This is a genomic window from Pseudomonas putida (assembly GCF_016406145.1).
Lineage (GTDB): Bacteria > Pseudomonadota > Gammaproteobacteria > Pseudomonadales > Pseudomonadaceae > Aquipseudomonas > Aquipseudomonas putida_E.
Genome location: NZ_CP066306.1, coordinates 1,023,712 through 1,050,500, shown reverse-complemented (window position 1 = coordinate 1,050,500; position 26,789 = coordinate 1,023,712). Strand labels below are relative to the sequence as shown.

General features: G+C 62.2%; 23 protein-coding genes and 1 other RNA gene. 5 read left to right on the top strand and 19 right to left on the bottom strand.

Translation table 11 applies throughout. The annotated features are described in order from the left end of the window. Window positions 1–100 precede the first annotated feature (100 nt). Complete coding sequence (gene secA / locus JET17_RS04820; protein WP_012312875.1) at window positions 101–2,836, bottom strand: preprotein translocase subunit SecA; 2,736 nt, start codon at window positions 2,834–2,836, stop codon at window positions 101–103. Between the two features lie 311 nt (window positions 2,837–3,147). Between secA and JET17_RS04815 the strand changes: the two genes are divergently transcribed. Further along, window positions 3,148–3,603, top strand: coding sequence for a DUF721 domain-containing protein (locus JET17_RS04815; protein ID WP_012312874.1), 456 nt, complete (start codon window positions 3,148–3,150; stop codon window positions 3,601–3,603). Window positions 3,604–3,678: 75 nt separating this feature from the next. Here the strand turns inward: JET17_RS04815 and lpxC are convergent, their stop codons facing one another. From lpxC to rsmI, 18 genes are all read right to left on the bottom strand, one after another. Then, window positions 3,679–4,590 carry a UDP-3-O-acyl-N-acetylglucosamine deacetylase gene (gene lpxC, locus JET17_RS04810; RefSeq protein WP_012312873.1) on the bottom strand — a complete coding sequence of 304 codons (912 nt, stop codon included), beginning with the start codon at window positions 4,588–4,590 and terminating at the stop codon, window positions 3,679–3,681. Between the two features lie 112 nt (window positions 4,591–4,702). Then, window positions 4,703–5,899: a cell division protein FtsZ gene (gene ftsZ, locus JET17_RS04805; RefSeq protein WP_003251871.1), complete on the bottom strand. Its 1,197-nt coding sequence runs from the start codon at window positions 5,897–5,899 to the stop codon at window positions 4,703–4,705. Window positions 5,900–5,954: 55 nt separating this feature from the next. Next, window positions 5,955–7,211 (bottom strand): cell division protein FtsA, encoded by a 1,257-nt coding sequence (gene ftsA, locus JET17_RS04800; protein ID WP_012312872.1) that lies wholly within the window; start codon window positions 7,209–7,211, stop codon window positions 5,955–5,957. A gap of 14 nt (window positions 7,212–7,225) precedes the next feature. After that, window positions 7,226–8,095 carry a cell division protein FtsQ/DivIB gene (locus JET17_RS04795; RefSeq protein ID WP_012312871.1) on the bottom strand — a complete coding sequence of 290 codons (870 nt, stop codon included), beginning with the start codon at window positions 8,093–8,095 and terminating at the stop codon, window positions 7,226–7,228. Between the two features lie 6 nt (window positions 8,096–8,101). Then, window positions 8,102–9,058, bottom strand: coding sequence for a D-alanine--D-alanine ligase (locus JET17_RS04790; protein ID WP_012312870.1), 957 nt, complete (start codon window positions 9,056–9,058; stop codon window positions 8,102–8,104). Then, complete coding sequence (gene murC, locus JET17_RS04785) at window positions 9,055–10,503, bottom strand: UDP-N-acetylmuramate--L-alanine ligase (RefSeq protein WP_012312869.1); 1,449 nt, start codon at window positions 10,501–10,503, stop codon at window positions 9,055–9,057. Before murC ends, JET17_RS04790 begins: the two co-directional genes overlap by 4 nt. Next, window positions 10,496–11,575 carry an undecaprenyldiphospho-muramoylpentapeptide beta-N-acetylglucosaminyltransferase gene (gene murG, locus JET17_RS04780; RefSeq protein ID WP_012312868.1) on the bottom strand — a complete coding sequence of 360 codons (1,080 nt, stop codon included), beginning with the start codon at window positions 11,573–11,575 and terminating at the stop codon, window positions 10,496–10,498. Before murG ends, murC begins: the two co-directional genes overlap by 8 nt. Beyond that, a complete protein-coding gene (gene ftsW / locus JET17_RS04775) occupies window positions 11,565–12,779 on the bottom strand; it encodes a putative lipid II flippase FtsW (protein WP_012312867.1) in 1,215 nt (404 codons plus the stop codon). The genes murG and ftsW overlap by 11 nt, the downstream gene beginning before the upstream one ends. Beyond that, window positions 12,776–14,122: a UDP-N-acetylmuramoyl-L-alanine--D-glutamate ligase gene (gene murD, locus JET17_RS04770; protein WP_012312866.1), complete on the bottom strand. Its 1,347-nt coding sequence runs from the start codon at window positions 14,120–14,122 to the stop codon at window positions 12,776–12,778. Before murD ends, ftsW begins: the two co-directional genes overlap by 4 nt. 6 nt (window positions 14,123–14,128) lie before the next feature. Beyond that, a complete protein-coding gene (gene mraY, locus JET17_RS04765) occupies window positions 14,129–15,211 on the bottom strand; it encodes a phospho-N-acetylmuramoyl-pentapeptide-transferase (protein ID WP_012312865.1) in 1,083 nt (360 codons plus the stop codon). After that, complete coding sequence (locus JET17_RS04760; RefSeq protein WP_012312864.1) at window positions 15,211–16,578, bottom strand: UDP-N-acetylmuramoyl-tripeptide--D-alanyl-D-alanine ligase; 1,368 nt, start codon at window positions 16,576–16,578, stop codon at window positions 15,211–15,213. Before JET17_RS04760 ends, mraY begins: the two co-directional genes overlap by 1 nt. Next, entirely contained in the window at window positions 16,571–18,061 is a 1,491-nt protein-coding gene (gene murE / locus JET17_RS04755; RefSeq protein ID WP_012312863.1) for a UDP-N-acetylmuramoyl-L-alanyl-D-glutamate--2,6-diaminopimelate ligase, read from the bottom strand. The genes JET17_RS04760 and murE overlap by 8 nt, the downstream gene beginning before the upstream one ends. Beyond that, the gene (locus JET17_RS04750) at window positions 18,058–19,791 is read right to left on the bottom strand and encodes a peptidoglycan D,D-transpeptidase FtsI family protein (RefSeq protein ID WP_190273326.1); all 1,734 of its coding nucleotides are present in this window, start codon (window positions 19,789–19,791) and stop codon (window positions 18,058–18,060) included. Before JET17_RS04750 ends, murE begins: the two co-directional genes overlap by 4 nt. After that, a complete protein-coding gene (gene ftsL, locus JET17_RS04745) occupies window positions 19,791–20,084 on the bottom strand; it encodes a cell division protein FtsL (protein ID WP_012312861.1) in 294 nt (97 codons plus the stop codon). The genes JET17_RS04750 and ftsL overlap by 1 nt, the downstream gene beginning before the upstream one ends. Then, a complete protein-coding gene (gene rsmH, locus JET17_RS04740; protein ID WP_012312860.1) occupies window positions 20,081–21,028 on the bottom strand; it encodes a 16S rRNA (cytosine(1402)-N(4))-methyltransferase RsmH in 948 nt (315 codons plus the stop codon). The genes ftsL and rsmH overlap by 4 nt, the downstream gene beginning before the upstream one ends. Next, window positions 21,025–21,480 (bottom strand): division/cell wall cluster transcriptional repressor MraZ, encoded by a 456-nt coding sequence (gene mraZ, locus JET17_RS04735; RefSeq protein ID WP_011535546.1) that lies wholly within the window; start codon window positions 21,478–21,480, stop codon window positions 21,025–21,027. Before mraZ ends, rsmH begins: the two co-directional genes overlap by 4 nt. A gap of 308 nt (window positions 21,481–21,788) precedes the next feature. Further along, an RNA gene (rnpB, locus tag JET17_RS04730) (RNase P RNA component class A) lies at window positions 21,789–22,162 on the bottom strand. A 66-nt stretch (window positions 22,163–22,228) separates the two neighbouring features. After that, window positions 22,229–23,104 (bottom strand): 16S rRNA (cytidine(1402)-2'-O)-methyltransferase, encoded by an 876-nt coding sequence (rsmI, locus tag JET17_RS04725; RefSeq protein ID WP_012312859.1) that lies wholly within the window; start codon window positions 23,102–23,104, stop codon window positions 22,229–22,231. A 187-nt stretch (window positions 23,105–23,291) separates the two neighbouring features. Between rsmI and JET17_RS04720 the strand changes: the two genes are divergently transcribed. The 4 genes from JET17_RS04720 (at window position 23,292) to JET17_RS04705 (ending at window position 26,735) form a co-directional block, all read left to right on the top strand. Continuing rightward, a complete protein-coding gene (locus JET17_RS04720) occupies window positions 23,292–25,109 on the top strand; it encodes a penicillin-binding protein activator (RefSeq protein WP_012312858.1) in 1,818 nt (605 codons plus the stop codon). Then, window positions 25,109–25,480, top strand: coding sequence for a YraN family protein (locus JET17_RS04715; protein ID WP_012312857.1), 372 nt, complete (start codon window positions 25,109–25,111; stop codon window positions 25,478–25,480). The genes JET17_RS04720 and JET17_RS04715 overlap by 1 nt, the downstream gene beginning before the upstream one ends. An 86-nt stretch (window positions 25,481–25,566) precedes the next feature. Then, window positions 25,567–26,160, top strand: coding sequence for a phosphoheptose isomerase (locus JET17_RS04710; protein ID WP_008097558.1), 594 nt, complete (start codon window positions 25,567–25,569; stop codon window positions 26,158–26,160). Beyond that, the gene (locus JET17_RS04705; protein WP_012312856.1) at window positions 26,157–26,735 is read left to right on the top strand and encodes a BON domain-containing protein; all 579 of its coding nucleotides are present in this window, start codon (window positions 26,157–26,159) and stop codon (window positions 26,733–26,735) included. The genes JET17_RS04710 and JET17_RS04705 overlap by 4 nt, the downstream gene beginning before the upstream one ends. Window positions 26,736–26,789: the final 54 nt, after the last annotated feature.

The following is a 26,789-nucleotide window of genomic DNA, read 5'->3' as shown; positions in this document are numbered from 1 at the left end:
ACCGCGCGAGCCTGTAGACGAGCGCGGTATCTGTGGGAGCGGCCTTGGGTCGGGAAAGGGCCGCAATGCGGCCCCAGGCTTTTACAAACGTCAGTTCAGATCACTCGATCTGACCATGGCAATGCTTGAACTTCTTGCCCGAACCACACCAGCACGGCTCGTTGCGGCCCAGCTTCTGATCGTTGCGTACTGGAGCCACGGCGACCGCCACTTCGGCGCCTTCTTCGCTCAGTTGCTCGCTCTCAAGACCTGGCGCAGGGGCGTGCTGGAACTGCATGCGGCTGGCCAGTTCTTCGGCTTCGCGGCGCAGGCGGGCTTCTTCTTCGACCGGGTCTTCGCGGCGTACCTGAACGTGCGACAGCACGCGGATAGTGTCGCGCTTGATCGATTCGAGCAATTCCTGGAACAGGGTGAAGGATTCGCGCTTGTACTCCTGCTTCGGGTTCTTCTGCGCGTAACCACGCAGGTGAATGCCGTGGCGCAGGTGGTCCATGGTCGACAGGTGGTCTTTCCACAGGTCATCCAGCACGCGCAGCAGGATCTGCTTCTCGAACGTACGCAGGGCGTCGATGCCGGCCTGGTCTTCCTTCTCGTTGTAGGCGTCGGTAATTTCCTTCAGCAGCTTCTCGCGCAGGGTCTCCTCGTAGAGGTGATCGTCCTCGTCGAGCCACTGCTGGATCGGCAGCTTGATGGCGAAGTCGCTGGCCAGCGAAGCCTCCAGGCCGGCCACGTCCCACTGTTCGGGCAGCGACTGCGGCGGGATGTGCTGGTTGATAGTGGCATCGAGCACTTCCTGACGGAACTCGGCGATGGTGTCACCGATGTTCTCGGCAGCCAGCAGGCTGTTGCGCATGTGGTAGATCACCTTGCGCTGTTCGTTGGCAACGTCATCGTATTCGAGCAGTTGCTTACGAATATCGAAGTTGCGGCCTTCGACCTTGCGCTGCGCCTTTTCAATGGCGTTGGTGACCATACGGTGTTCGATGGCCTCACCGGACTGCATGCCCAGTGCTTTCATGAAGTTCTTCACCCGATCGGAGGCGAAGATACGCATCAGGCTGTCTTCCAGCGACAGGTAGAAGCGGCTGGAACCCGGGTCGCCCTGACGGCCGGAACGGCCACGCAGCTGGTTGTCGATACGACGCGATTCATGGCGTTCGGAGGCGATCACATGCAGGCCACCGGACTCGATCACCTGCTGGTGACGCTTCTGCCAGTCGGCCTTGATCTGAGCGATCTGCTCGGGGCTCGGGTTCTCCAGGGCAGCCACCTCGGCTTCCCAGTTACCGCCCAGAAGAATGTCGGTACCACGACCGGCCATGTTGGTGGCAATGGTCAGTGCACCCGGAGCCCCCGCTTGCGCGATGATCTCGGCTTCCTTTTCGTGGTACTTGGCGTTCAGGACCTTGTGCTCGATGCCTTCCTGCTTCAGCAAGTTCGACATGTGCTCGGAGGTTTCAATGGTCGCAGTACCCACCAGAACCGGACGGCCCTGGGTCATGCTTTCCTTGATGTCGGCAATGATCGCAGCGTACTTCTCGTCTGCGGTCAGGTACACCAGGTCGTTGAAGTCCTTACGCGCCAGCGGCTTGTTCGGCGGGATCACCATCACGTTGAGGCCGTAGATCGACTGGAACTCGAACGCTTCGGTGTCGGCGGTACCGGTCATGCCGGACAGCTTGGTGTACAGACGGAAATAGTTCTGGAAGGTGGTCGAAGCCAGGGTCTGGCTCTCGGCCTGGATGTTCAGGTTCTCTTTCGCCTCGATGGCCTGGTGCAGGCCTTCGGACAGGCGACGGCCAGGCATGGTACGGCCGGTGTGCTCGTCGATAAGCAGGACCTGACCGTCCTGAACGATGTACTCGACGTTGCGGTGGAACAGTTTGTGCGCACGCAGGCCGGCATAAACATGGGTCAGCAGGCCAAGGTTGTGCGACGAGTAGAGGCTCTCGCCTTCAGCCAGCAGGCCGGACTGGGTGAGCATCTCTTCGATGAACTGGTGACCGGCTTCGTTGAGCTCGACCTGGCGGCTCTTTTCGTCGATGGTGAAGTGGCCTTCCTGGGTGACCTGGCCTTCGACTTCTTCGATGTGCTGGGTCAGGCGCGGGATCAGGCGGTTGATCTCGATGTACAGCTTGGAACTGTCTTCGGCCTGGCCTGAGATGATCAGCGGCGTACGGGCTTCGTCGATGAGGATCGAGTCGACTTCGTCGATCACGGCGAAATTCAGTTCACGCTGGAACTTCTCTTCCAGGCTGAAAGCCATGTTGTCGCGCAGGTAGTCGAAACCGAATTCGTTGTTGGTGCCGTAGGTGATATCGGACGCATACGCAGCGCGTTTTTCCTCTGGCGGCTGGAAGGCCGAGACGATGCCTACGGACAGACCGAGGAATTCGTACAGAGGGCGCATCCAGTTGGCGTCGCGGCGGGCCAGGTAGTCGTTGACCGTGACCACGTGCACCCCTTTACCGGATAGAGCGTTGAGGTATACGGCCAGGGTACCGACCAAGGTCTTGCCTTCACCGGTGCGCATTTCTGCGATCATGCCCTCATGCAGGGTCATGCCGCCGATCAGCTGCACATCGAAGTGGCGCATGCCCATCACGCGCTTGCCGGCTTCACGGGCCACGGCGAAGGCTTCAGGCAGCAGTTGGTCCAGTGTCTCGCCTTTGGCCAGACGCTCCTTGAACTCTGCGGTTTTGGCGCGCAGTTGCTCATCGGAGAGGGCGACCATTTTCTCTTCGAAGGCATTGACGATGTTCACCGTCTTGAGCATGCGTTTGACTTCACGCTCGTTCTTGCTTCCAAAAAGTTTCTTTAACAAAGGCGCAAACATATCGGCAGGATCTTCCACACGTAGGGATGGAGGGCGGCCCCATGAGTCGCCCGTGCAGCCCTTGGGCCGCATGCGAACGAGCATTCTACCCGGAAACGATGGTGAGGAAAGTGGTGGATTTCCACGATGCTGGCACAGCGCTTTGGCGGGGGCGTTTCTAAGATAAGGGCATTTTCGCGGAGTTCAACCCGGAGCATCATGAAACGTATCGAGAATGACTCGTATCCTGCCTGTGGGCGATGTCCCTGAAGCCGGTAGTGAGGCCGATAGAGGTGTTAGAATGCCAATCTTGTAACCTCATGCGACCCCCCATGGCCTACAAACCCTCCCCCGCCCAGCCGCCTTCTGCGCTACTGCGCCAAGTGCGCCCGCTGCGCCTGTTGCTGAATCAGGCCGAACGCCTGGCGCACCTGCAGCGCCTGCTCGAAAGCCAGTTGCAACCGGCAGCCCGCGAGCACTGCCACGTGGCTTCGTGGCGTGATGGCACGCTGCTGCTGGTGGTCACGGACGGGCACTGGGCCACCCGCCTGCGCTATCAGCAGAAGCGCCTGATGCGTCAGCTGCAAGCGCTGGAAGCGTTCGGCAACCTCCAGCGCATCCTTTACAAGGTGCAGCCGCCGCTGGTGCCGGCCAAGCGCGGCGGCAACATGACCGAGCTGTCCAACAATGCCGCCGAAGGCATTCGGGGTTCCGCCGAGGGCATCACCGATCCCAAGCTGCGTGAAGCACTGGAACGCCTGGCCAGTCACGCCAAGGGCAAGGGTTGAGTCTGCGGGCCTGAGAACAACCCATAAAAAAGGCCACCCGAAGGTGGCCTTAATCACTAGAGAGAGTGTTCGAACTTACACGGCCGCAACAGGGCGCATATAAGAGATCGGTGCCGTACTGGCATCTTCGAAGGTGACCACTTCCCAGGCATCGGTTTCGGCAATGAGCTTGCGCAGCAGCTGGTTGTTCAGCGCGTGCCCGGACTTGTAGCCCTTGAACTCGCCAATCAGGCTGTTGCCCAGCAGATACAGGTCGCCGATGGCGTCGAGGATCTTGTGCTTGACGAATTCGTCTTCGGAACGAAGGCCGTCTTCGTTAAGCACGCCGGTCTCATCGACAACAATGGCGTTCTCGACACTGCCGCCCAACGCAAGGTTGTGCTTGCGCAGGTACTCGATGTCACGCATGAAACCGAAGGTGCGGGCGCGGCTGACTTCCTTCACGAACGAGGTGCTGGAGAAGTCGACGACTGCGCTCTGGGTCTGGCCCTTGAGGACCGGGTGATCGAAGTCGATCTCGAAGCTCACCTTGAAGCCTTCGAAAGGCAGGAAAGTGGCGCGCTTGTCGCCCTCTTCCACTGTTACTTCACGCAGGATGCGGATGAACTTCTTGGCTGCGTCCTGCTCTTCCAGGCCGGCAGACTGAATCAGGAATACGAAGGGACCGGCGCTGCCATCCATGATCGGAACTTCCGAGGCGGAGAGCTCGACGTAGGCGTTATCGATGCCCAACCCCGCCATGGCGGAAAGCAGGTGCTCGACGGTATCGACCTTGACGTCACCGTTGACCAGCGTGGTGGACATGGTGGTCTCACCGACGTTGGCCGCACGTGCCGGGATCTCGACCACAGGGTCGAGGTCGGCGCGACGGAAGACGATGCCGGTATCGACAGGCGCAGGCTTGAGGGTCAGATAGACCTTCTCCCCGGAGTGCAGGCCGACGCCTGTGGCACGGATGGTATTCTTCAGGGTGCGTTGTCTAATCATGGCATTGGCCGCTTCAGCGCAAATTGCGAACAGGTATCAACAAAGGCTGAGGATGATAACAGACCCGGCCTTTGCTGAACACCAATCACCCTTATACCCCTGATAAATTCCATTAATCGGCCTGACGACGCAGGAAGGCCGGGATATCCAGGTAGTCCAAGTCATCCTGAGGGTTGAGTTTAGCTGCTGCGGCAGCGCCTGCGTGGGCCTGGTTGCGCATCACGGTCGGACGCTCCAGGTCACGGTAGTTGACCGCTGGCTGCTCCTGACGAACAGGGGCAGGGTTAGAAGCCTCGTACGCCTGCTGAGCTGTCTGCAGGGTGTTGTCGACCACCTTGACCGGTTTCTCGATGCGCGCGCCCAGGCCAGTGGCCACCACGGTCACGTGCAGCTCATCGCGCATGTCCGGGTCGATCACGGTGCCGACCTTGACCATCGCGTGGTCGGAGGCGAAGGCTTCGATGATGCTACCCACATCGGAGTACTCGCCCAGCGACAGGTCAGGGCCTGCGGTGATGTTCACCAGGATGCCGCGGGCGCCCTGCAGGTTGACGTCTTCGAGCAGCGGGTTGCGGATTGCCGCCTCGGTGGCTTCGCGAGCACGGTTCGGGCCGCTGGCGCAACCGGTACCCATCATCGCCATACCCATCTCACCCATCACGGTGCGCACGTCGGCGAAGTCGACGTTGATCATGCCCGGGCGCTTGATGATGTCGGAAATACCGCGAACGGCACCGGCCAGTACATCGTCAGCCTTGGCAAAGGCGGACAGCAGGCTGGCATCCTTGCCCAGGATGGTCAGCAGCTTCTCGTTGGGAATGGTGATCAGCGAGTCGACGCTCTCGGCCAGCATGCGGATGCCTTCATCGGCGATCTGCATACGTTTGCGACCTTCGAACGGGAACGGACGGGTCACCACGGCAACCGTGAGAATGCCCATTTCCTTCGCCACTTCGGCGATGATCGGCGCTGCACCGGTACCGGTACCGCCGCCCATGCCGGTAGTGATGAATACCATGTTGGTGCCCTGCAGCACCTCGGCGATGCGCTCACGGTCTTCCAGAGCAGCCTGACGGCCGACTTCCGGATTGGCACCTGCACCAAGGCCCTTGGTGACCCCGGTACCCAGTTGCAGGATGGTGCGCGCGCCGATGTTTTTCAGCGCCTGAGCATCGGTGTTGGCGCAGATGAACTCGACGCCTTCGATGCTGCTTTTCACCATGTGGTTGACGGCGTTGCCGCCGCCACCGCCGACACCGATCACTTTGATGACCGGGCTTTGCGGGACGTTGTCTACGAGCTCGAACATTTTCCCTCTCCTTTCAGTTCTCTAGTTGTCGCGCCTACCACTACTGCTTTGAAACTTAGAAGTTGCCCTGAACCCACCGCTTGAAGCGCTCAAGCACTGGGGCCTTCGGTTCATCGCCATAGCTGTTGCTGCTGCTGTTACCGGTCAGGGGCAAGTCTTCGGACTGCTTCTGCAGGCCGTAAGCGAGCAAGCCCACGCCGGTGGAATAGATCGGGTTGCGCACCACGTCGCTCAACCCCCGAACGCTGTGCGGTACGCCCAGGCGTACCGGCATGTGGAAAATTTCCTCGGCCAGTTCCACGGCGCCTTCCATCTTCGCGGTGCCGCCGGTGAGGACGATGCCGGCCGGCACTAGGTCCTCGTAGCCGCTGCGGCGCAGCTCGGCCTGGATCAGCGTGAAAAGCTCGTCGTAACGGGGCTCCACGACCTCAGCCAAGGCCTGGCGCGACAGTTCGCGCGGTGGGCGGTCGCCCACGCTCGGTACCTTGATGGTCTCGCCGGCGCCGGCCAGTTTGGCCAAGGCGCAGGCGTAACGGATCTTGATTTCTTCGGCGTACTGGGTGGGTGTACGCAGGGCCATGGCGATGTCGTTGGTGACCTGGTCGCCGGCAATCGGAATGACCGCAGTGTGACGGATCGCGCCCTCGGTGAAGATGGCGATGTCGGTGGTGCCGCCGCCGATGTCGACCAGGCACACGCCGAGCTCTTTCTCATCGTCGGTCAGCACCGAGTAGGCCGACGCCAGTTGTTCGAGGATGATGTCGTCGATTTCCAGACCACAACGGCGCACGCACTTCTCGATGTTCTGCGCAGCGTTGACCGCGCAGGTGACCACGTGAACCTTGGCTTCCAGGCGCACACCAGACATGCCCAGCGGCTCGCGCACACCTTCCTGGTTATCGATCACGTAGTCTTGCGGCAGGGTGTGCAGCACGCGCTGGTCAGCCGGAATGGCCACGGCCTGGGCAGCGTCAAGCACACGTTCGAGGTCGGCAAGGCTGACCTCGCGGTCGCGAATGGCGACGATGCCGTGGGAGTTCAGGCTGCGGATATGGTTGCCGGCCACGCCGACGAACGCCGAGTGGATGCGGCAGCCAGCCATCAGCTGCGCTTCTTCCACAGCGCGCTGGATCGACTGCACGGTGGACTCGATGTTCACCACCACGCCCTTCTTCAGGCCGCGGGAAGGGTGAGTACCGATCCCGACGATCTCCAGGGTACCGTCTTCGCCAACTTCACCGACCAGCGCCACCACCTTGGAGGTGCCAATGTCCAGCCCGACGATCATTTTGCCGCTATGCGCGTTTGCCATGGTCCTGCCTCTCTCTAATTCTTCGCAACGGCGGGTTGGGCCGTCGTCGGTGCGTTCGGTTCCCGCCAACCAACGGCAAGTCCGTTGGAATAACGCAGATCAATGCGGGCGATGTTGGTGATCTGCTCTTTGAGTGTCTTGTCGTAAATGGCAATGAAACGGCGCATCTTCTCCACCAGATGATCGCGCCCCAGCAGCAGCTCGACGCCCTGCCCGGTGCTGCCGGCACCGGTGGTCAGGAACCAGCTGCCACGCTCGCGCAGCTCCAGGCGAGCGATGGAAAAGCCCAAGGGGCGCAGCATCTGGCTCAATACCTGATACTGCTGCATGACTTGCTGCTGGGCACGCTGCGGCCCGGCCAACTGCGGCAGATGCTCATAGTTGGCCAGCTCGCGCGGGGTGAAGGCCTGGCCCTGGTTGTTGAGCAAGGCTTCCTCACCCCAGCGTGCGACCGGCAACTGTTCTTCCAGGCGAATTACCACCTCGTCCGGCCAAACCCGGCGTACTTCGGCATGGGCGATCCATGGCATCTGCTCGAGCTCAGCTCGCATCGCCGTGAGGTCGACGCTGAAGAAGCTCGCTGCCACGTACGGCGCGATCCGCTGCTGCACCGACTGCTGACTGATGTAACTGAGGTCGCCCTGCACGTCGATCTTGGTAATCGGCCGGTCGGCGTAGGGCATCAGGCGAATGGCGCCCTCGTAGGCGCCAAAACCTGCGGCCACCAGCAGCACCGGCCACAGCAGGCGCTTGAGGCCGCCAAGGCTGGGCCGCGGCAGGCGCGCCGATACGGGCTCGTCGGCCACCAGTCGGCTGGCACCACGTGGCACCGGCTTGCTACGGCCGGTAACGGGTTGCTGCTGACGTATCATTGCGCCTTGCATGGTGGGTTAACCTCGCGTCGCTACGCTGTCGGCCAGGATCGCCAGCACCAGCTGCTGGAAGTCCAGACCGGCCGCGCGGGCCGCCATGGGCACCAGGCTATGATCAGTCATGCCCGGTGCGGTGTTTACTTCGAGCAGCCAGAATCGGCCCTGCTCATCCTGCATCACGTCCAGACGGCCCCAGCCTTCGATGCCGATGGCATCGCAGGCGCGCGCGGTCAGGTCGATAAGCTCCTGCTCCTTGGCACTGTCCAGGCCGCACGGGATGCGGTACTGGGTGTCATTGGCGATGTACTTGGCGTCGTAGTCGTAGAACACGTGCGGAGTACCCAGGGCGATCGGCGGCAGCACCTGGCCACGCAGAACAGCGATGGTGAACTCCGGGCCGTGAATCCATTGCTCGACCAGCACCTGAGAATCGTATTTGGCGGCGTCTTGCCAGGCAGCAACCAGTTCCCGCTCGCTGTTCACCTTGGCCATGCCGATGCTAGAGCCTTCATGGGCAGGTTTGACGATCAGCGGGAAGCCCAGTTCCGTACCGGCTACAACACAATCTTCTTCGCTGGCCAGCACGGCGTGACGCGGTGTCGGAATGCCCAAGCTTTGCCATACCTGCTTGGTCCGCAGCTTGTCCATGGCCAGAGCCGAGGCGAGGATGCCACTGCCGGTGTAGGGAATGCCCAGGCACTCCAGCAGGCCTTGCATGCTGCCGTCCTCACCGCCGCGGCCGTGCAGGATGATGAAGGCACGGTCGATCTTCTCGCTTTGCAGGCGGGCCAGCAGGTCATCGCCCACGTCTATGGCGACCACGTCGACACCGGCGCTGCTCAGCGCCTCGATCACGGCAGCGCCCGACTTGAGCGAGACTTCACGCTCGGCGCTCTTGCCGCCGTAAAGTACAGCGACACGGCCGAACGCTTTGACGTCCAGGGTTGAATGCAACTTCTCGTAGGCGCTGGTCATTTCGACTTCTCCTGCTTGGCGCCAGCGAACAGCGGGCTTTTCATCAATTGCGGGGCCAGGCCACCGACATCGCCGGCACCCTGGCACAGCAGGATGTCACCGGCACGCAGCAGCGGCTTGACCAGCGGCGCCAGCTCAGCGCCGCGTTCGATGTAGATCGGGTCCAGCTTGCCGCGCTGGCGGATGCTGTGGCACAACTGACGGCTGTCGGCACCGGGTATCGGCTCTTCACCGGCCGGGTACACCTCCATCAGCAGCAGCACGTTGGCATCGCCCAGCACCTGCACGAAGTCGTCGTACAGGTCACGGGTGCGACTGTAACGGTGTGGCTGGTAGACGATGACCAGGCGACGGCTTGGCCAGCCACCGCGCACGGCCTTGATCACCGCCGCCACTTCGGTCGGGTGGTGGCCGTAGTCATCGACCAGCATCACGCTGCCGCCCTCGACCGGCAGTTCGCCGTATACCTGGAAGCGTCGCCCGACGCCCTGGAAGCCGGACAGCCCCTGCACGATGGCTTCGTCGCTGATACCTTCGTCAGTGGCGATGGCAATGGTGGCCAGGGCATTGAGCACATTGTGGTTGCCCGGCATGTTGACCGAGACTTCCAACGGCTCACGATCACGGCGAAGCACTGTGAAGTGGGTCTGCATGCCCTTCTGGCTGACGTTGATAGCGCGGATGTCGGCCTCTTCGCAGAAACCGTAGGTCACGGTCGGGCGCTTGACCTGGGGCAGGATCTCACGCACCACAGGGTCATCCAGGCACATCACGGCCAGGCCGTAGAACGGCAGGTTGTGCAAGAACTCGACGAAGGTTTTCTTCAGTTTATTGAAGTCACCCTCGTAGGTGGCCATGTGGTCGGCGTCGATATTGGTGACCACAGCTACCATCGGCTGCAGGTGCAGGAAGCTGGCGTCGCTTTCGTCGGCTTCGGCGATCAGGTAGCGGCTGGTACCCAACTGCGCATTGGTGCCGGCAGCGGTCAGGCGGCCACCGATGACGAACGTCGGGTCCAGGCCACCTGCGGCAAATACCGAGGCCAACAGGCTGGTGGTGGTAGTTTTGCCATGGGTACCGGCAACCGCCACTCCATGGCGGTAGCGCATCAGCTCAGCGAGCATTTCGGCACGCGGCACCACTGGAATACGCCGTTCAAGCGCAGTGGCGACTTCCGGGTTGGCCGGGTTGATGGCGCTGGACACTACCAGCACATCAGCATGGGCGGCGTTTTCGGCACGGTGGCCGACGAAGATTTCGGCACCGAACGACTCCAGGCGCTGGGTAACCGGCGACACCTTGAGGTCGGAGCCGGACACTTCATAGCCCAGGTTCAGCAGCACTTCGGCAATACCGCACATGCCAACGCCGCCGATACCGACGAAGTGGATGCGATGAATACGGCCCATCTTCGGCTGGGGCATGGCTTTCTGGCTTTCAACCATGGGCCACCTCCAGGCAGATATCGACCACGGTGCTGGTTGCGGAAGGTTTGGCAAGGCGCCGTGCGGTGCGTGCCATGGTGTTGAGTTTCTCGGGTTGCATCAGCACCTCGTTCAGGCGTTCAGCGAGTTGCGCTGCGCCAGTTGTCGCTTGTGGCATGAGGAAGGCGGCGCCTTCCCGAGCCAGATATTGGGCGTTATGGGTCTGGTGGTCGTCGATGGCATGGGGCAGAGGCACCAGCATCGAAGGCAGGCCGGCCGCCGCGAGCTCGCTGACGGTCAGGGCACCGGCCCGGCACACCACCAGGTCGGCCCAGCCGTAGGCGTGGGCCATGTCCTTGATGAACGGCTCTACCTGAGCCTCGACACCCGCCTCTTGATAACGCTCGGCGGTGATCGGCGCGTGGTGTTTGCCGGCCTGATGGAACACCTCGGGCCGCAGGTCAGCGGGCACCTCGGACAGGGCCTTAGGCAACAATTTGTTCAATGGTTCCGCACCCAGGCTGCCACCCATGACCAACAGGCGGGCACGGCGCTCGCCCAAGGGCGCACGCTGCGCGTCCATGAACAGCTCAGGGCGCACCGGATTGCCGGTGGTACGCAGCTTCTCGCCGGCTTCAAACGTGCCTGGGAACGCCTCGCAAACACGCGCAGACAACGGCACCAGCAAGCGATTGGCGGTACCGGCGCGGGCGTTCTGTTCGTGAATCACCAGTGGCACACCGCACAGGCGCGCTGCGACGCCGCCAGGGCCGGTCACATAGCCACCGAAGCCGATCACGCAGACCGGCTTGAGCTGGCCAATGATACGACGCGCCTGAAGCACGGCCTTGACCAGGGTGAACGGCGCCTTGAGCAGCGACAGCTTGCCCTTGCCACGCAAGCCGCTGACCTGGATCAGGTGCAGCGAAAGGCCGGCCTGGGGCACCAGCTCATTCTCGATGCCACGGGGGGTGCCCAGCCAGTGCACGGTATAGCCGCGCGCCTGGAACTCGCGTGCGCAGGCCAGGGCCGGGAACACATGGCCTCCGGTACCTCCCGCCATGATCAGTACGTTCTTGCCGTCAGCGGCCATGACTGGTCTCCTCGGCAAAATCGCTTTCGCTGAATTCGTGTTCCTCGCTGCCCAGGTGCGTGCGGCTTTCCCATTCGATACGCAGCAACAAGCCGACGCAGGCACAGCAGATCACCAGGGAACTGCCCCCGTAGCTGAGGAAAGGCAAGGTCAGGCCCTTGGTCGGCAGCAAGCCGACGTTCACGCCAATGTTGATCAGGAACTGGCCAATCCACAGGAACGCCAGGCCAAATGCCATGTAGGCGGCAAAGTACTGCTTGGCCTTCTCGGCCCACAGGCCGATGTAGAGGGCGCGCACGGTCACGAATACGAACAGCGCGATGGTCACCAGCGAACCAACCACGCCCAACTCCTCAGCAAGTACCGAGAACACGAAGTCAGTGTGCGCCTCAGGCAGGTAGAACTGCTTTTGTACACTGTTGCCCAGCCCTACGCCCAGCCACTCACCGCGGCCAAAGGCGATCAATGCCTGGGTCAACTGGTAGCCAGAGCCGAACTGGTCGGACCAAGGGTCGGTAAAGGTGATCAGGCGCGCCATCCGGTAGGGCTGCGCCTGCACCAGCACGAACACTGCGACCACCGCCAGCACCACCATCAGGCTGAAGCGGAACAACCCTACTCCGCCGAGGAACAGCATGGCTGCGGCAGCGCCCATCATGACCACGGTGGCACCGAAGTCCGGCTCCATCAGCAGCAGGCCGGCCATTGGCAGCAGCACGATGAACGGTTTGAAAAAGCCCATCCAGCTTTCGCGCACTTCGGTCTGCCGACGTACCAGGTAGCCAGCGAGATAAATGACCACGAAGACTTTGGCGATCTCCGAAGGCTGGACGTTGAAGAAGCTGAAGCCGATCCAGCGCATCGAGCCGTTCACTTCACGACCGATACCAGGCACCAGCACCAGTACCAGCAGACCGAAGGCGCCAATCAGCATCATGAAGCCCATTCGTTGCCACGTGGCGATCGGCACCAACAGGGTCGCACCACATGCGACCAAGCCAATGGCCACGTAAACCAGATGGCGGAACATGTGGTACAGCGGGTTGCCTGACTGTACTGCGGCCACTTCCGACGACGCCGAGGTGATCATCACCAGGCCCAGGCCAAGCAGCGCCAGGCAGCCGGCCAGGAAGGCGAAGTCGAGGTCGATGCCACGGCCGCTGATAAGCGGCGACGGATACGGCTTGAGGATGCCGAAGATCATGCCAGCCCCCCCGCCGCCTGGGCGAACAGCCGCCCGCGTTCTTCAAAGTTCTTGAACATGTCGAGGCTGGCGCAGGCCGGCGACAACAACACAGCGTCACCCGGCACGGCCAGCTCGGCGCACTGCTGCACGGCCTCGTCCAGCGTTTTGACCCGCACCAGCGGCACGGCATCACCGAGCGCCTCGGCCAGGCGGTCGGCATCACGGCCGAGCAACACCACAGCGCGGCAGAAGCGTGCCACCGGCTCACGCAGGGCGGCAAAATCGGCACCCTTGCCGTCGCCACCGGCGATCAGCACCAGCTTGCCGTCGATATCCGCGCCCAGGCCTTCGATAGCGGCCAGGGCCGCTCCGACGTTGGTCGCTTTGGAGTCGTCGTACCAGTTCACACCGCTGCGCGCGCGCACCCACTGGCAACGATGGGCCAGGCCGCCGAATTCGCGCAGAGCCTCGAGCATCGGCTCGAACGGCAGACCGGCGGCATGCCCCAGGGCCAGGGCCGCCAAGGCGTTGCTCTGATTGTGGGCACCCCGAATTTTCAGCTCACGGGCCGGCATCAGTGCCTGGAACTCGAAAGCCAGGTACTTCTCACCATCGACTTCACGCAGGCCGAAGGCTTTGAAGTCCGGCTGATTCAGGCCGAAACTCCAGCACGGGCGACCTTCGACCGGCAAAGGACGGCTAAGGGCATCCTGGCGGTTCACCACCACTTGGCGGGCGCCACGGAATATCCGGTGCTTGGCCAAGTGATAAGCCGGCAGGCCGCTGTAGCGGTCCATATGGTCTTCGCTGATGTTCAGCACGGTGGCGACTTCGGCGTTGAGCTGGTCGGTGGTTTCCAGCTGGAAGCTGGACAGCTCCATGACATACAGCTCGACGTCGTCACTGAGCAGGTCCAGGGCCGGTGTACCCAGATTGCCGCCGACGGCCACGTGTTTGCCGGCCTTGGCAGCCATCTCGCCGACCAGGGTGGTTACTGTGCTTTTCGCATTGGAGCCACTGATCGCCACGATCGGCGCCTTGGCATGGCGTGCGAACAGCTCGATATCACCGGACAGTTTCACGCCACGCGCCGCTGCCTGCTGCAGGGCCGGCGTGGCCAGTGCCAGGCCCGGGCTCACGTACAACTCGTTGGCGCGGCACAGGAAATCCACGTCCAGTTCGCCACAGCGTACTTCCACCTGCGGGTAATCACGGCGCAGGGTGTCCAGTTCCGGCGGTTGCTCGCGGGTGTCGGCGACCGCAAAGGCAATGCCCCGGTTCGCCAGGAAGCGAACCAGGGACATGCCGCTCTTGCCGAGGCCGACAACGATGCGGAATTGGTCGGAAGCGATCAGTGACACGCTCGTCTACCTCAGTTTCAGGGTTGCAAGGCCGATCAGCACCAGAATCACGGTGATGATCCAGAAACGGACAATCACCCGTGGCTCAGGCCAACCCTTGAGTTCAAAGTGGTGGTGGATCGGTGCCATGCGGAACACGCGCTTGCCGGTCAGCTTGAAAGAAGCGACCTGGATCACCACCGACAGGGTTTCCATCACGAAGATGCCCCCCATGATGAACAGCACGATTTCCTGGCGCACGATCACGGCGATGGTGCCCAGCGCAGCGCCCAGCGCCAGCGCGCCGACGTCACCCATGAACACCTGGGCCGGATACGTGTTGAACCACAGGAAGCCCAGGCCGGCGCCGATCAGCGCGCCGCAGAACACGATGAGCTCACCCGAGCCCGGCACATAAGGAATGAGCAAATACTCAGCGAACTTCACGTTACCCGACAGGTAACAGAAGATGCCCAGCGCACCGCCGACCATCACCGTCGGCATGATCGCCAAGCCATCGAGACCATCGGTCAGGTTGACCGCATTGCTCGAGCCGACGATGACGAAGTAGGTGAGGACGACGAAGCCGATGCCCAGCGGGATGGTGACGTCCTTTAGGAACGGTACGATCAGGGTGGTTTCGACTGTGGTCGGGGCCGTCTGGTACAGGAAGATCGCCGCCGTCAGGCCGAACACCGACTGCCAGAAGTACTTCCAGCGGCTAGGCAGGCCGCGCGAGTTCTTTTCGATCACCTTGCGGTAATCGTCGACCCATCCGATGGCGCCGAACAGCAGCGTGACGATCAGTACCGTCCACACATAGCGGTTCGACAGGTCGGCCCACAGCAAGGTGCTGATGCCGATGGCGGACAGGATCAAGGCACCACCCATGGTTGGCGTGCCGGATTTGGACAAGTGCGATTGCGGGCCGTCATTACGGACGGCCTGACCGATCTGGCGGATCTGCAGGGTACGGATCATCCACGGGCCCAGCCACAGCGCCAGCGACAACGCGGTCAGTACGCCAAGGATCCCGCGCAGGGACAGGTACTGGAAGACCGCGAAGCCTTTGTGGAACTGTTGCAGATACTCAGCCAACAGCAGCAGCATTAATGTTTCTCCCCGCTGGCACCGCACAATGCAGCCACGACGTTTTCCATCGCAGCGCTGCGCGAGCCCTTGATCAAGATAGTGGTGTTGCTGGCAGTTTCGGCACGAACGGCCTCGATCAGCTCAGCTTGAGTTGCGAAATGACGGCCATTGGCGCCGAACGCCTTGACCGCATGTGTCATGTTGGTACCCACTGCATACAGGGCATCGACCTTACCGCGCGCGTAATCGCCCACCTGACGGTGGCCTTCTTCCGCCCACTGCCCCAGCTCGCCGATATCCCCCAGCACCAGAACGGTGCGACCGGAAAAGCCGGCGAGTATATCAATGGCCGCGCACATCGAGGTGGGATTTGCGTTGTAACTGTCATCAATCACGCGCACGCCACTCGGGGCGATTTGCGCCACGGTACGGCCCTTGACCGGCTGCATGGCGTTCAGGCCGGCGGCAATACCGCTCAGGCTCAGACCAACGGCATGGGCGGCGGCGGCGGCGGCCAAGGCGTTGCTGACGTTATGCTCACCGAGCACATTGAGCTGCACGGCCACCGATGCGCCGGCGCCATGCAGTGTGAACGACGGGCAACCCCGCGCGTCGCGCCCAATGTCGGTGGCATGGAAGTCGGCGCGGGCGTCGCTGCGGGCAAAACTGATGACCTTGTGGGCAGCCGCGCGCGCCTTCCAGATGGCAAAGGCCTTGTCATCCAGGTTGAGGATGGCCGTGCCACCCTCGCCCAGCCCTTCGAGAATCTCGCCCTTGGCTTCAACGATCTTCTCTGGCCCGCCGAACTCGCCGACGTGGGCAGTACCGGCGTTGTTGATGATGACCACCTGGGGTTGGGTGAGGCCCACGGTATAGCGGATCTCGCCAATGCGCGAGGCGCCCAGCTCAATGACGGCGGCGCTGTGCTGCGGGGCAATCTCCAGCAGGGTCAGCGGTGCTCCCAGGTCGTTGTTCAGGTTGCCACGGGTGGCATGAACAGGGCCACGGGTACGCAGGATGCAGGCAAGCATCTCTTTGACCGTGGTCTTGCCGCTGGAGCCGGTAATCGCTACCACAGGTTTGTCGTAGCCGGCACGGTTCAGCGCACCGAGCTGGCCGAGGGCCAGACGGCTGTCGGCAACCACCAGTTGCGGCAGGTCGACATTGGCCACTTCACGCTCCACCAGCGCTGCTACAGCGCCCTTGGCCTGCACATCGGCCAGGTAGTCATGGCCATCGAAACGCGGCCCCGCCAAGGCGACGAACAACTCCCCGGCGCCGACGCTGCGGCTGTCGATGCTGACACCGCTGAAGCTGGCATCTGCGCCGACCAGGCGAGCGCTCAGTGCTGCGGTCAGTTGGCTGAGTGTCATGGGCTTAAGCATGTGGAGCCTCCCAGGCTGCAAGTGCCTTTTCGGCTTCGACCAGGTCGGAGAAGTCATGGCGCTGGCCATTGATTTCCTGGTAATCCTCGTGCCCCTTGCCCGCCAGGACGATGACGTCCGAGGCGGCAGCAGAAGCGATCAGGTGTGCAATGGCCTCGCCACGGCCGGCGATGAACTCGACGTCGGCGGGCCGGGCAAAACCAGGACGAATGTCGTTGAAGATGGCCTGCGGATCTTCGGTACGGGGGTTATCGTCAGTGACCAGTACACGATCAGCCAGGCGCTCGGCCACCTCGGCCATCAGCGGACGCTTGCCACGATCGCGATCGCCGCCACAACCGAACAGGCACAGCAACTGGCCGTGGGCGTGCGGGCGCAGGGCCTGGAGTACTTTTTCCAGGGCGTCAGGAGTGTGCGCGTAGTCGACCACCACCAACGGCTTCTCACCACCGCCAAGGCGCTGCATGCGGCCCACCGGGCCCTGCAATTGCGGGGTGACCTTGAGGATTTCATCCAGCGAATAATCCAGAGCCATCAGAGTGGCCACGGCCGCGAGCATGTTGCTCAAGTTGAAGCGGCCCAGCAGCTGACTGCGCAAGGTGCGCTCACCCTGGGCAGTGACGATGATGGCGCGTACGCCATCGTCATCGAATTTGGCTTCACGGCAATACAAGGAAGCGTCAGAGTTTTCCAGGCTATAGCTGAGCAACCGGGTCTCGATATGATCGACACTCGGACGACGGGCAAAATCAGCCGCCAGGCGACGCCCGAATCCGTCATCCAGGTTGACCACCTGGCAACGCAGGCCAGGCCAGGCGAAAAGCTTGGCCTTCGCGGCCTCATAGGCCTCCATGCTGCCGTGATAGTCCAGATGATCACGGGACAGGTTGGTCATCACCGCGATATCGAATTCCAGTGCAGCAACACGACCCTGCTCCAGGGCGTGCGAGGACACTTCCATTGCCACGGCCTTGGCGCCGGCCTTTTTCAGGTCGTACAAAGTCGACTGCACTGCAATCGGGTCTGGCGTGGTCAGCCGGCCGCTCTGCAACTCACCATGAAACCCGGTACCCAGGGTACCGATCAGGCCGCACCGCTGGCCAAGCGCATCAAGCGCCTGGGCCACCAGTTGAGTGACGCTGGTCTTGCCGTTGGTGCCGGTAACTCCGACCAGGTTCAACTGCCGGCTCGGCTCGCCATAGAAGCGGCCGGCAATATCCGACAGCTGGGCGATCAGGCCTTTGACCGGGATCAGCGGCACATCGGTGATCGGCAGCACATGGGTGCCCTGCTGTTCGTAAGCGACTGCGGCGGCACCACGGGCCAGCGCGTCGCTGATATGGTCACGGCCATCGACCTTGGCCCCCGGCACGGCCAGGAACAGGTCACCTGCGCGCACAGCACGGCTGTCCAAGGTCAGCTCACGGATCAGCGGATCGCGACTGGCGTGGGCGAAAAGCTTGCTCAATGGCATTGTCATCATCCACGCCCTCCCTTGGCGGGTACTGCATTGACTTGTTGCGGGTCGGCAGGCGGTGGCAGGTTGTCTGGCGGTACATTCATCAGCCGCAGGGTGCCCGACATGACGTTGCTGAACACCGGCGCCGATACCAGGCCACCGAAATAACCGCCTTTCCTCGGCTCGTCGATGACCACGACAATGGCATAACGCGGGTCGCTCATCGGGCCGAAGCCGGCGAACAGCGAGCGGTAGGCGTTTTCGGTGTAGCCCTTGGAGCCCACCGTAGCTTTACGCGCGGTACCGGACTTGCCGGCCACGTGATAGAACGGCACCTGGGCGCGGAACACCCCGCGCGGCGCCTCGATCACTTGCTGCAACATGCCTTGCACGGTTTCGGCGGTGTCCTTTGGAATGGCCTGGACTGCCTCGGGCGTTTTGTCGACCTTGAGGATCGACAGCGGCACCATCTTGCCGTCGTTGGCCAGTGCCGCGTAGGCATGCACCAGCTGCAGGGCGGTAACCGAGACGCCGTAGCCATAGGACAAGGTCGCGGTTTCGGCCTTGCGCCACTCACGATGGTTGGGCAGGTTGCCAACGCGCTCGCCCGGGAACCCAAGACCGGTGTACTGGCCAAGGCCGACCTGGGACATGACCCGGTAGATGGCTTCGCCGCCGATATCGAAGGCGATCTTGCTCATGCCGACGTTACTGGAGTTGATCAGGATGCCGGTCAGGTCGAGGATCGGGCCCTCGCTCCTGGACACGTCCTTGATGGTGTAACGCCCGATCTGCAGGCTGCCCGGGTACACCTCGACCTTGTCGGTGGGCTTCCAGCGCCCGCTCTCCAATGCGGCGCTCATGGAGATCGGTTTGACCGTGGAGCCTGGCTCGAACACGTCAATGATCGCCCGGTTACGCATCGCCGCCGGGAACATGGTGCGGCGGTTGTTCGGGTTGTAGGTCGGCTGGTTGACCATTGCCAGGACCTCACCGGTCTTGACGTCCATGATTACCAGGCTGCCGGCCTTGGCGTCCTGTTCGGCGATCGCGTTACGCAGCTCGCGAGTGGCCAGGTACTGCAGGCGCAGGTCGATGGACAACGCCAAGGTCTTGCCGGCCTTGGCGTTCTTGGTTACCTGAATGTCCTTGATCAAGCGGCCGCGCCGGTCCTTGATCACTTGCCGCTTGCCGGGCACCCCGGCCAGCCACTCATCGTAGGCCAGCTCCACCCCTTCGCGGCCATGGTCATCCAGGTCGGTGAAACCGACCATGTGCGCGGTGACATCACCGGCGGGATAGAAACGGCGGAATTCTTCAAGGCCATAAACACCCGGCACTTTCAGGTCCAGCACATGCTGCCCCTGCTCAGGGGTCAGGCCGCGGACCAGGTAGATGAATTCTTTGCTGGCCTGCTGGGTGAGGCGCTCGTTCAGTTGTTGGGCGTTTTGCCCCAATGCAGCAGCCAGTTGCGGCCAGCGCTCCTTGGAGGCTTGCATTTCCTTGGGGTTGGCCCACAAGGTGGTGACAGGCGTACTGACGGCCAGAGGCTCACCATTGCGATCGGTAATCAGACCACGGTGTGCCGGAATAGGGATATGACGCAGGCTGCGGGCATCGCCCTGGCCCTTGAGGAAGTCACGGTCGACCACCTGCAGGTCGATGATGCGCCAGCAGATGGCGCCGACCATCAACGCCAGCAAGCCGATCACCACGCGGAAGCGCCAGGGGTAGAGCGCGCCTTCGAGCTTCATCATGGCGCCACCATCCGTACTTCGTCAGCGGCAGGCACGTGCATCTTCAACTGCTCGGAAGCCAGGTTCTCGATGCGACTGGCAGCGGTCCAGGTGCTTTGCTCGAGGATCAGCCGGCCCCACTCGGCCTGGGCCTTGTCGCGCTCATTCAACTCGCCGTACAGGGTGTTGAGCAACTGGCGATTCCAGTGGGCGCTGTACGATACGGCAATGGCCGAAACAAGCACGCCAACGAACAGCAGAAGCATCAGGAAGCTTCCGCCTGGCAAAGGCTTGGCAAATAGCCGGCTCACCGAAGCTTCTCCGCCACCCGCATCACGGCGCTGCGCGACCGCGGATTGGCCTTGAGCTCGGCTTCGGAAGCAAACTGGGCCTTGCCGATCAGACGGATTTTCGGCTCGAAGACTTTGTGCTGAACCGGCAGGTTGCGCGGCAGGTTGTCCGCTTCACCCTTGACCAGTTTGCGCATGAACAGCTTGACGATACGGTCTTCCAGCGAGTGGAAGCTGATCACCGCCAAACGGCCGCCGACTTCCAGCGCATCGAGCGCGGCTTCAAGGCCGGCCTCAAGATCGCCCAGCTCGTTGTTGACGTGAATGCGCAGGCCCTGGAAGGCACGGGTAGCCGGGTTCTTACCCTTTTCCCAGGCAGGGTTTGCGACCTTGAGCACCTCGGCCAGGTCCGCAGTACGCGTGAACGGCTGCTTTTCGCGGCGTTCTACCACGGCACGCGCCATGCGCCCGGCAAAACGCTCCTCGCCGTACTCTTTGAAAACGCGGGCAATTTCCTCAACCGGCGCCGTGGCGATGAACTCGGCAGCACTGATGCCCTGGTCGGGGTTCATGCGCATGTCCAGCGGGCCGTCATTGAGGAAACTGAAACCGCGCTCGGGGTCGTCCAGCTGGGGCGAGGATACGCCCAGATCAAGCAGGATACCGCTGACCTTGCCAGCCAGCCCGCGCTCGGCCACTTCCGCGCCCAGCTCGGCAAAACTGCGCTGCACAATGACAAAGCGGCCGTCTTCGGCCGCCAGCGCTTGCCCCGTGGCAATCGCTTGAGGATCTTTGTCGAAGCCCAGCAGCCGCCCTTGCGGCCCGAGCTTGCTGAGGATCAGACGGCTGTGCCCGCCGCGGCCGAAGGTGCCGTCGAGATAGCAACCGTCGGCGCGCAGGGCCAATGCCTCGACAGCTTCGTCGAGCAGGACGGTGATGTGGTTGAAGCCGCTATCTATGGTCACAGGATCAGGTCACGTAAATCGTCGGGCATGGCGCCCGGTTGTTGGATAGCTGCAAGGTCGGCTGCCGAAACTGCGTTCCAGGCATCCTCATCCCACAGCTGGAATTTGTTCAACTGCCCCACCAGCATCGCCTTCTTGTCCAGCTTGGCGTACTCCCGCAGGCGGGGCGGTACCAGGAAACGGCCACTGCCGTCGAGCTCCAGGTCAACCGCATTACCGATCAGCAAACGCTGCAGGCGGCGGTTTTCCTCACGCAACGACGGCAAGGCACGCAACTTGGCTTCAATCTGTTCCCACTCATCGAGGGGATAAACACACAAGCAGGGGTCGACGGCGTCGATGGTCACGATCAGCTGACCATTGCAACGCGAATCGAGCTCGTCACGGTACCGGCTCGGCATGGCGAGACGTCCCTTGGCATCGAGGCTGACGGCGTTGGCTCCGCGGAACACGGCTGCGATTCCCCACAATGGTAGCTTTTTTGTGCCAGAAAACCCACTTCATCCCACTTTCTGCCACTTGCGCACACTATAGGAATCCGTCCGCTGCACCGTCAAGGCGCGTTCATAGGGAAAACCCTTACAGGACCGAGATTTAGCTCAATAAAGGAAGAAGGAAGGAGTACTGGAGGTAAAAAAAATCGTGAAAAATCAAACCCGCCCAAACGGATACCGCTTGAACTTAAAGTAATTTATTAAGAGTAAGATCTTTTCGGTATTACAAACGCGCTCTGCTGTCGATCAAGCAGAAGGGAGAAGGGGTGGAGAGTCGATCTGTAAGCCGGGTTTTGTCGAGGACAGTCATTCCTCTACGACGGCCATCACTGGACGCCTCTAGCAACCTACCCGGTTCCGACGCGGGCCACGCCTGATGGAACCCTATTTGGTCTTGCTCCGAGTGGGGTTTACCTAGCCACGAACTGTTGCCAGACGTGCGGTGCGCTCTTACCGCACCTTTTCACCCTTACCGGCACCGAAGTGCTTAGGCGGTTATTTTCTGTGGCACTTTCCGTAGGCTCGCGCCTCCCAGGCGTTACCTGGCACTCTGCCCTATGGAGCCCGGACTTTCCTCCCCCCGCCGTTACGCAACAAAAGTTGCGGAACAAAAGCAGGCAGCGACTGTCCGATCGACTCTCCGGCGCCAAGGTTAACGGCAGCTGCGCTCAAGAACAAGCAATACCGCAATTATATCAAATTGCCACTACTGAGCTTTCTGCTTTTCCAGTGCTACCTGATACAACAGGTTCTTGCGTACGCCGGTAATCTCAGCCGCCAAGGCCGCTGCACGCTTGAGCGGCAACTCGGCCAGCAGCAGGTCCAGCACACGCTGCGCTTCGACACTGATCGCCGCCTCACCCTGCGGCGCACTCCAGCCACCGACCAACACTACGCACTCGCCGCGCTGCTGGTTACTGTCACCCGCCACGAACTCGCGCAACTCCCCGAGCGGCAAACCTTTGAGGGTCTCGAAGGTTTTGGTCAGCTCACGCGCGAGCAACGCCGGGCGCTCGGCACCGAACACCAGCTCCATATCCTCCAGACACTCAAGAATACGATGAGGCGCTTCATAGAAAATCAACGTTCGCGGCTCCTCTTTCACCTGTTCGAGCCGGGCACGGCGGCCGGCGCTCTTGGCGGGGAGGAAACCCTCGAAAATGAACCGATCGGAGGGCAGCCCGGCCGCCGAAAGCGCGGCAATCAGCGCGCAGGCGCCAGGCACAGGCACCACATCGACGCCCGCGGCTCGCGCCTGACGCACCAAGTGGTAGCCAGGATCGGAAATCAACGGCGTACCGGCATCGGAGACCAGCGCCACATCTTCACCGGCCATCAGCTTGGTGATGAAACGCCCGCCTTCGTCCCGTTCATTGTGCTCGTGACAGGCTGCCAGCGGCGTATCGATACCGAAATGCTGCAGCAGGCGGATGGAGTGCCGGGTGTCCTCGGCGGCGATCAAGGCGACATTAGCCAGCACCTTCAATGCCCTGGCGCTCATGTCGTCGAGGTTGCCAATGGGGGTTGCGACCACATACAGCGTCCCCACGGTGGATTTCGAAGCCCCTGCCACATCAGTCACTGCGCACACCTGCCTTTCGGATCAAAGGCGCCATTGTAGCCCGAGCGCCGGTAACAGGGCGCAAAGAACTTCACCTGCAGCCACCTCAAGTACACCTATAGTGAAGGTTCCCGTTCAGCAACATCGCGCCCCGGCCAACGCTTGGGTACAATTGCCGGCCAACTTGATCGAGTAACAGGACCTTTACATGATCGCTTGCCTGCGGCTGCTCACAGCCCTCTGCCTCGCTGCCCTGCTGGCAGCCTGCGCCAGCTCGCCCTCATCCAGCCTCGGAGAGCTGCCACGCACGCCGGACGCCAGCATCGAGCAGCTGCTCGAAAAAGCGGCGGCCAGCACGTCTGCCGAAGATGCCGCCCTGCTGCGCCTGAGCGCTGCCGACCTGGCCTACAAGCAGAAGGACTACCCGCGCGCCGCACGCATTCTCGAGCAGGTCCCCATGGATACGCTCAAGCCCGCCCAACAGATCTTCGCCGCCACACTTGGCGCCGAACTGGCCATGAGCCGCAACCAGCCCAAAGCCGCCCTTAGCGCCCTCTCGCACACCAGCCTGCAGCACCTCGCCCAATTGCCGGCAGAGCAGCAAGTGCGCACCTATGGCGTCCACGCCGCCGCTCTTGAAGCCGACGGTCAGGCCCTGGCCGCAGCACAACAGCGCGTAATGCTGACCCCGCTGCTCAGCGGCCAGGCTGCCAGCGCCAACAATGACGCGATCTGGGCCTTGGTCGCCTCGCTGCCGGCAGAGCAACTGCAGCAGCCAGCTGACAACCAGACCCTGGCCGGCTGGACGAGCCTGGCCTTGGCCGTAAAAAGCGCCGGCACTCTGGAGCAGCAGCAGGCCGCCATCGAAACCTGGCGCAAACAGCACCCCGACCACCCCGCAGCACAGCAGCTGCCATCGGCCTTGGTCAAGCTCAAGGAACTGGCAAGCCAACCGCTGACCAAGATCGGCCTGCTGCTGCCCCAGGAAGGCCCGCTCGCCGGTGTTGCCCGTGCCCTGCGTGACGGCTTCATGGCCGCGCACTTCCAGGCCCAGCAAGCCGGCCAGCAAGCGCCGGCCGTACAGGTATACGACAGCTCACGCATCGGCTCGCTGGACGACTTCTATCGTCAGGCCCAGGCCGATGGCGTACAACTGGTAGTCGGCCCGCTGGAAAAAGCGCTGGTAAAAAAACTGGCCGCCAATGCGCAGCTGCCTATCACGACTCTCGCCCTGAATTACGCCGACGCCGGCCAGAACGCCCCGCCACAACTGTTCCAGTTCGGCCTGGCGGCCGAAGACGAAGCCCGCGAAGTCTCGCGCCGCGCCCGCGCCGACGGCATGGTTCGCGCGGTGGCCCTGGTGCCGAGCGGTGAATGGGGCGACCGCGTGCTTGCCGCGTTCCGCCAGGACTGGGAAGGCAATGGCGGCACCATCATCGCCGCGGAACGCATCGCCCAGCCGGTCGCCCTGGCCCAGCAGATCGCCAACCTGTTCCAGCTGCGCCAGAGCGAAGGCCGCGCACAGAGCCTGCAGAGCACCGTGGGCGGCACCATTGCCGCACAACCATCGCGTCGCCAGGACATCGACTTCATCTTCCTCGCCTCGACCCCGCAACAGGCGCAGCAGATCAAACCGACCCTGAACTTCCAGTACGCTGGCGACGTTCCGGTCTACGCCACCTCGAACCTCTACAGCGCCAGCGGTGACGTCAACCAGTACAACGACATGAACGGCATTCGTTTCTGCGAAACCCCGTGGCTGCTCGACACCACCAACAACCTGCGCCAGCAGGTGGTTCAGCAGTGGCCACAAGCCGCTGGCAGTCTCGGCCGCCTGTATGCCATGGGTGTAGACGCCTATAGCCTGGCGCCTCGCCTGGGTCAGCTCAAAGCATTGCCGGACAACCGTGTACAGGGCCTTTCCGGCAGCCTGAGCATGAGCGCCAGCCAGCGCATCGAGCGCCAGCTGCCGTGGGCTGAATTCTCTGGCGGCCAGGTCAAGCGCCTGCCCGATACCATCCGCTGATGCCCCAAGCATCACCAACCAGCGCCGGCCATGCCGCAGAAAACCAAGCCCTTGAATTTCTTCAAGGGCAAGGCCTGCGACTGCTGACGCGCAATTGGCGATGCAAAGGCGGCGAGCTTGATCTGGTCATGCTCGACACCGATACAGTAGTATTCGTCGAAGTCCGCTATCGGTTGCACGCGGGCTTCGGTGGCGCCCTTGGCAGTATCGACGGGCGCAAGCAGAAGCGACTGGTGCATGCCGCCAGCCTTTTTCTGCTGAAGGAGTCATGCTGGGCCAATCACCCTTGCCGCTTCGATGTTGTCGCCTTGCAGGGTAGCCACCACGCAGGCAGGCCGCTTCAATGGCTGAAAAACGCCTTCGAATGCTGAACCCACTCCCCTTTTTATGCTCTATGTTTCGCGGGCTGGTCCCTGTTGCGCGTAGCAAAGGCCACCGCCCCACTTAAGGTCACCAGATGGACATGCAATCCCGAATTCGCCGGCTGTTCCAGGCCAGCATCGATACCAAGCAACAGGCAATGGACATCCTGGCACCGCACATCGAGCAGGCCAGCCTGGTCATGGTCAATGCGCTACTCAACGAGGGCAAGATGCTCGCCTGCGGCAATGGCGGCTCGGCCGGCGACGCCCAGCATTTCTCTTCGGAGCTGCTAAACCGCTTTGAGCGTGAGCGCCCGAGCCTGCCGGCAATCGCACTGACCACCGACAGCTCGACACTGACCTCGATTGCCAATGACTACAGCTACAACGAAATCTTTTCCAAGCAGATTCGCGCCCTGGGCCAGCCCGGCGACGTCCTGCTGGCGATTTCGACCAGCGGCAACTCGGCAAACGTGATTCAAGCGATCCAGGCGGCACATGATCGCGAAATGATTGTCGTAGCATTGACCGGGCGTGACGGTGGCGGCATGGCTTCGCTGCTGCTGCCCGAGGACGTGGAGATCCGCGTACCCTCGACGGTCACTGCACGCATCCAGGAAGTCCACCTGCTGGCGATCCACTGCCTGTGTGATCTGATCGACAGCCAACTGTTCGGGAGTGAAGAATGATCCCCAAGCGCCTCGGCCTGATGGCCCTGACCCTGTGCCTGAGCGTCACCGGCTGCAGCTCGGTACTGACCTCGACCCGAAATTCGCCGATCGAGGATGATCGCGGCACTCGCACCATCGGCAGCAAGATCGACGACTCGCTGATCGAAACCAAGGCTGCTGTAAACATCTCCAAGGCCAATCCTGATCTGGACAAGGGTTCGCACATCGTCGTCAGCAGCTACAACGGCATTGTCCTGCTCGCCGGCCAAACCCCGCGCGCCGACCTCAAGAGCCTGGCCGAGCAGACTGCCAGCCAGGTGCAGCGTGTCAAGCGGGTGCATAACGAGCTGCAGGTTATGCAACCCTCCTCCATCCTTGCACGCAATAACGACGCCTGGCTGACCACCAAGATCAAGACCCAGATGCTCACCGACAATGCCGTGCCCAGCTCGCGCATCAAGGTGATCACCGAGAACGGTATCGTCTACCTGCTCGGCCTGGTTACCCAGCAGGAGGCAAACTCTGCCACTGCCGTGGTACAGGGCGTGTCGGGCGTGCAAAAGATCGTCAAGCTGTTCGAGTACATCGACTGATACCCTTGCCTGTACCAGCCCTTGCACGCTGGTACAGGTAACCTAATGGCTCCA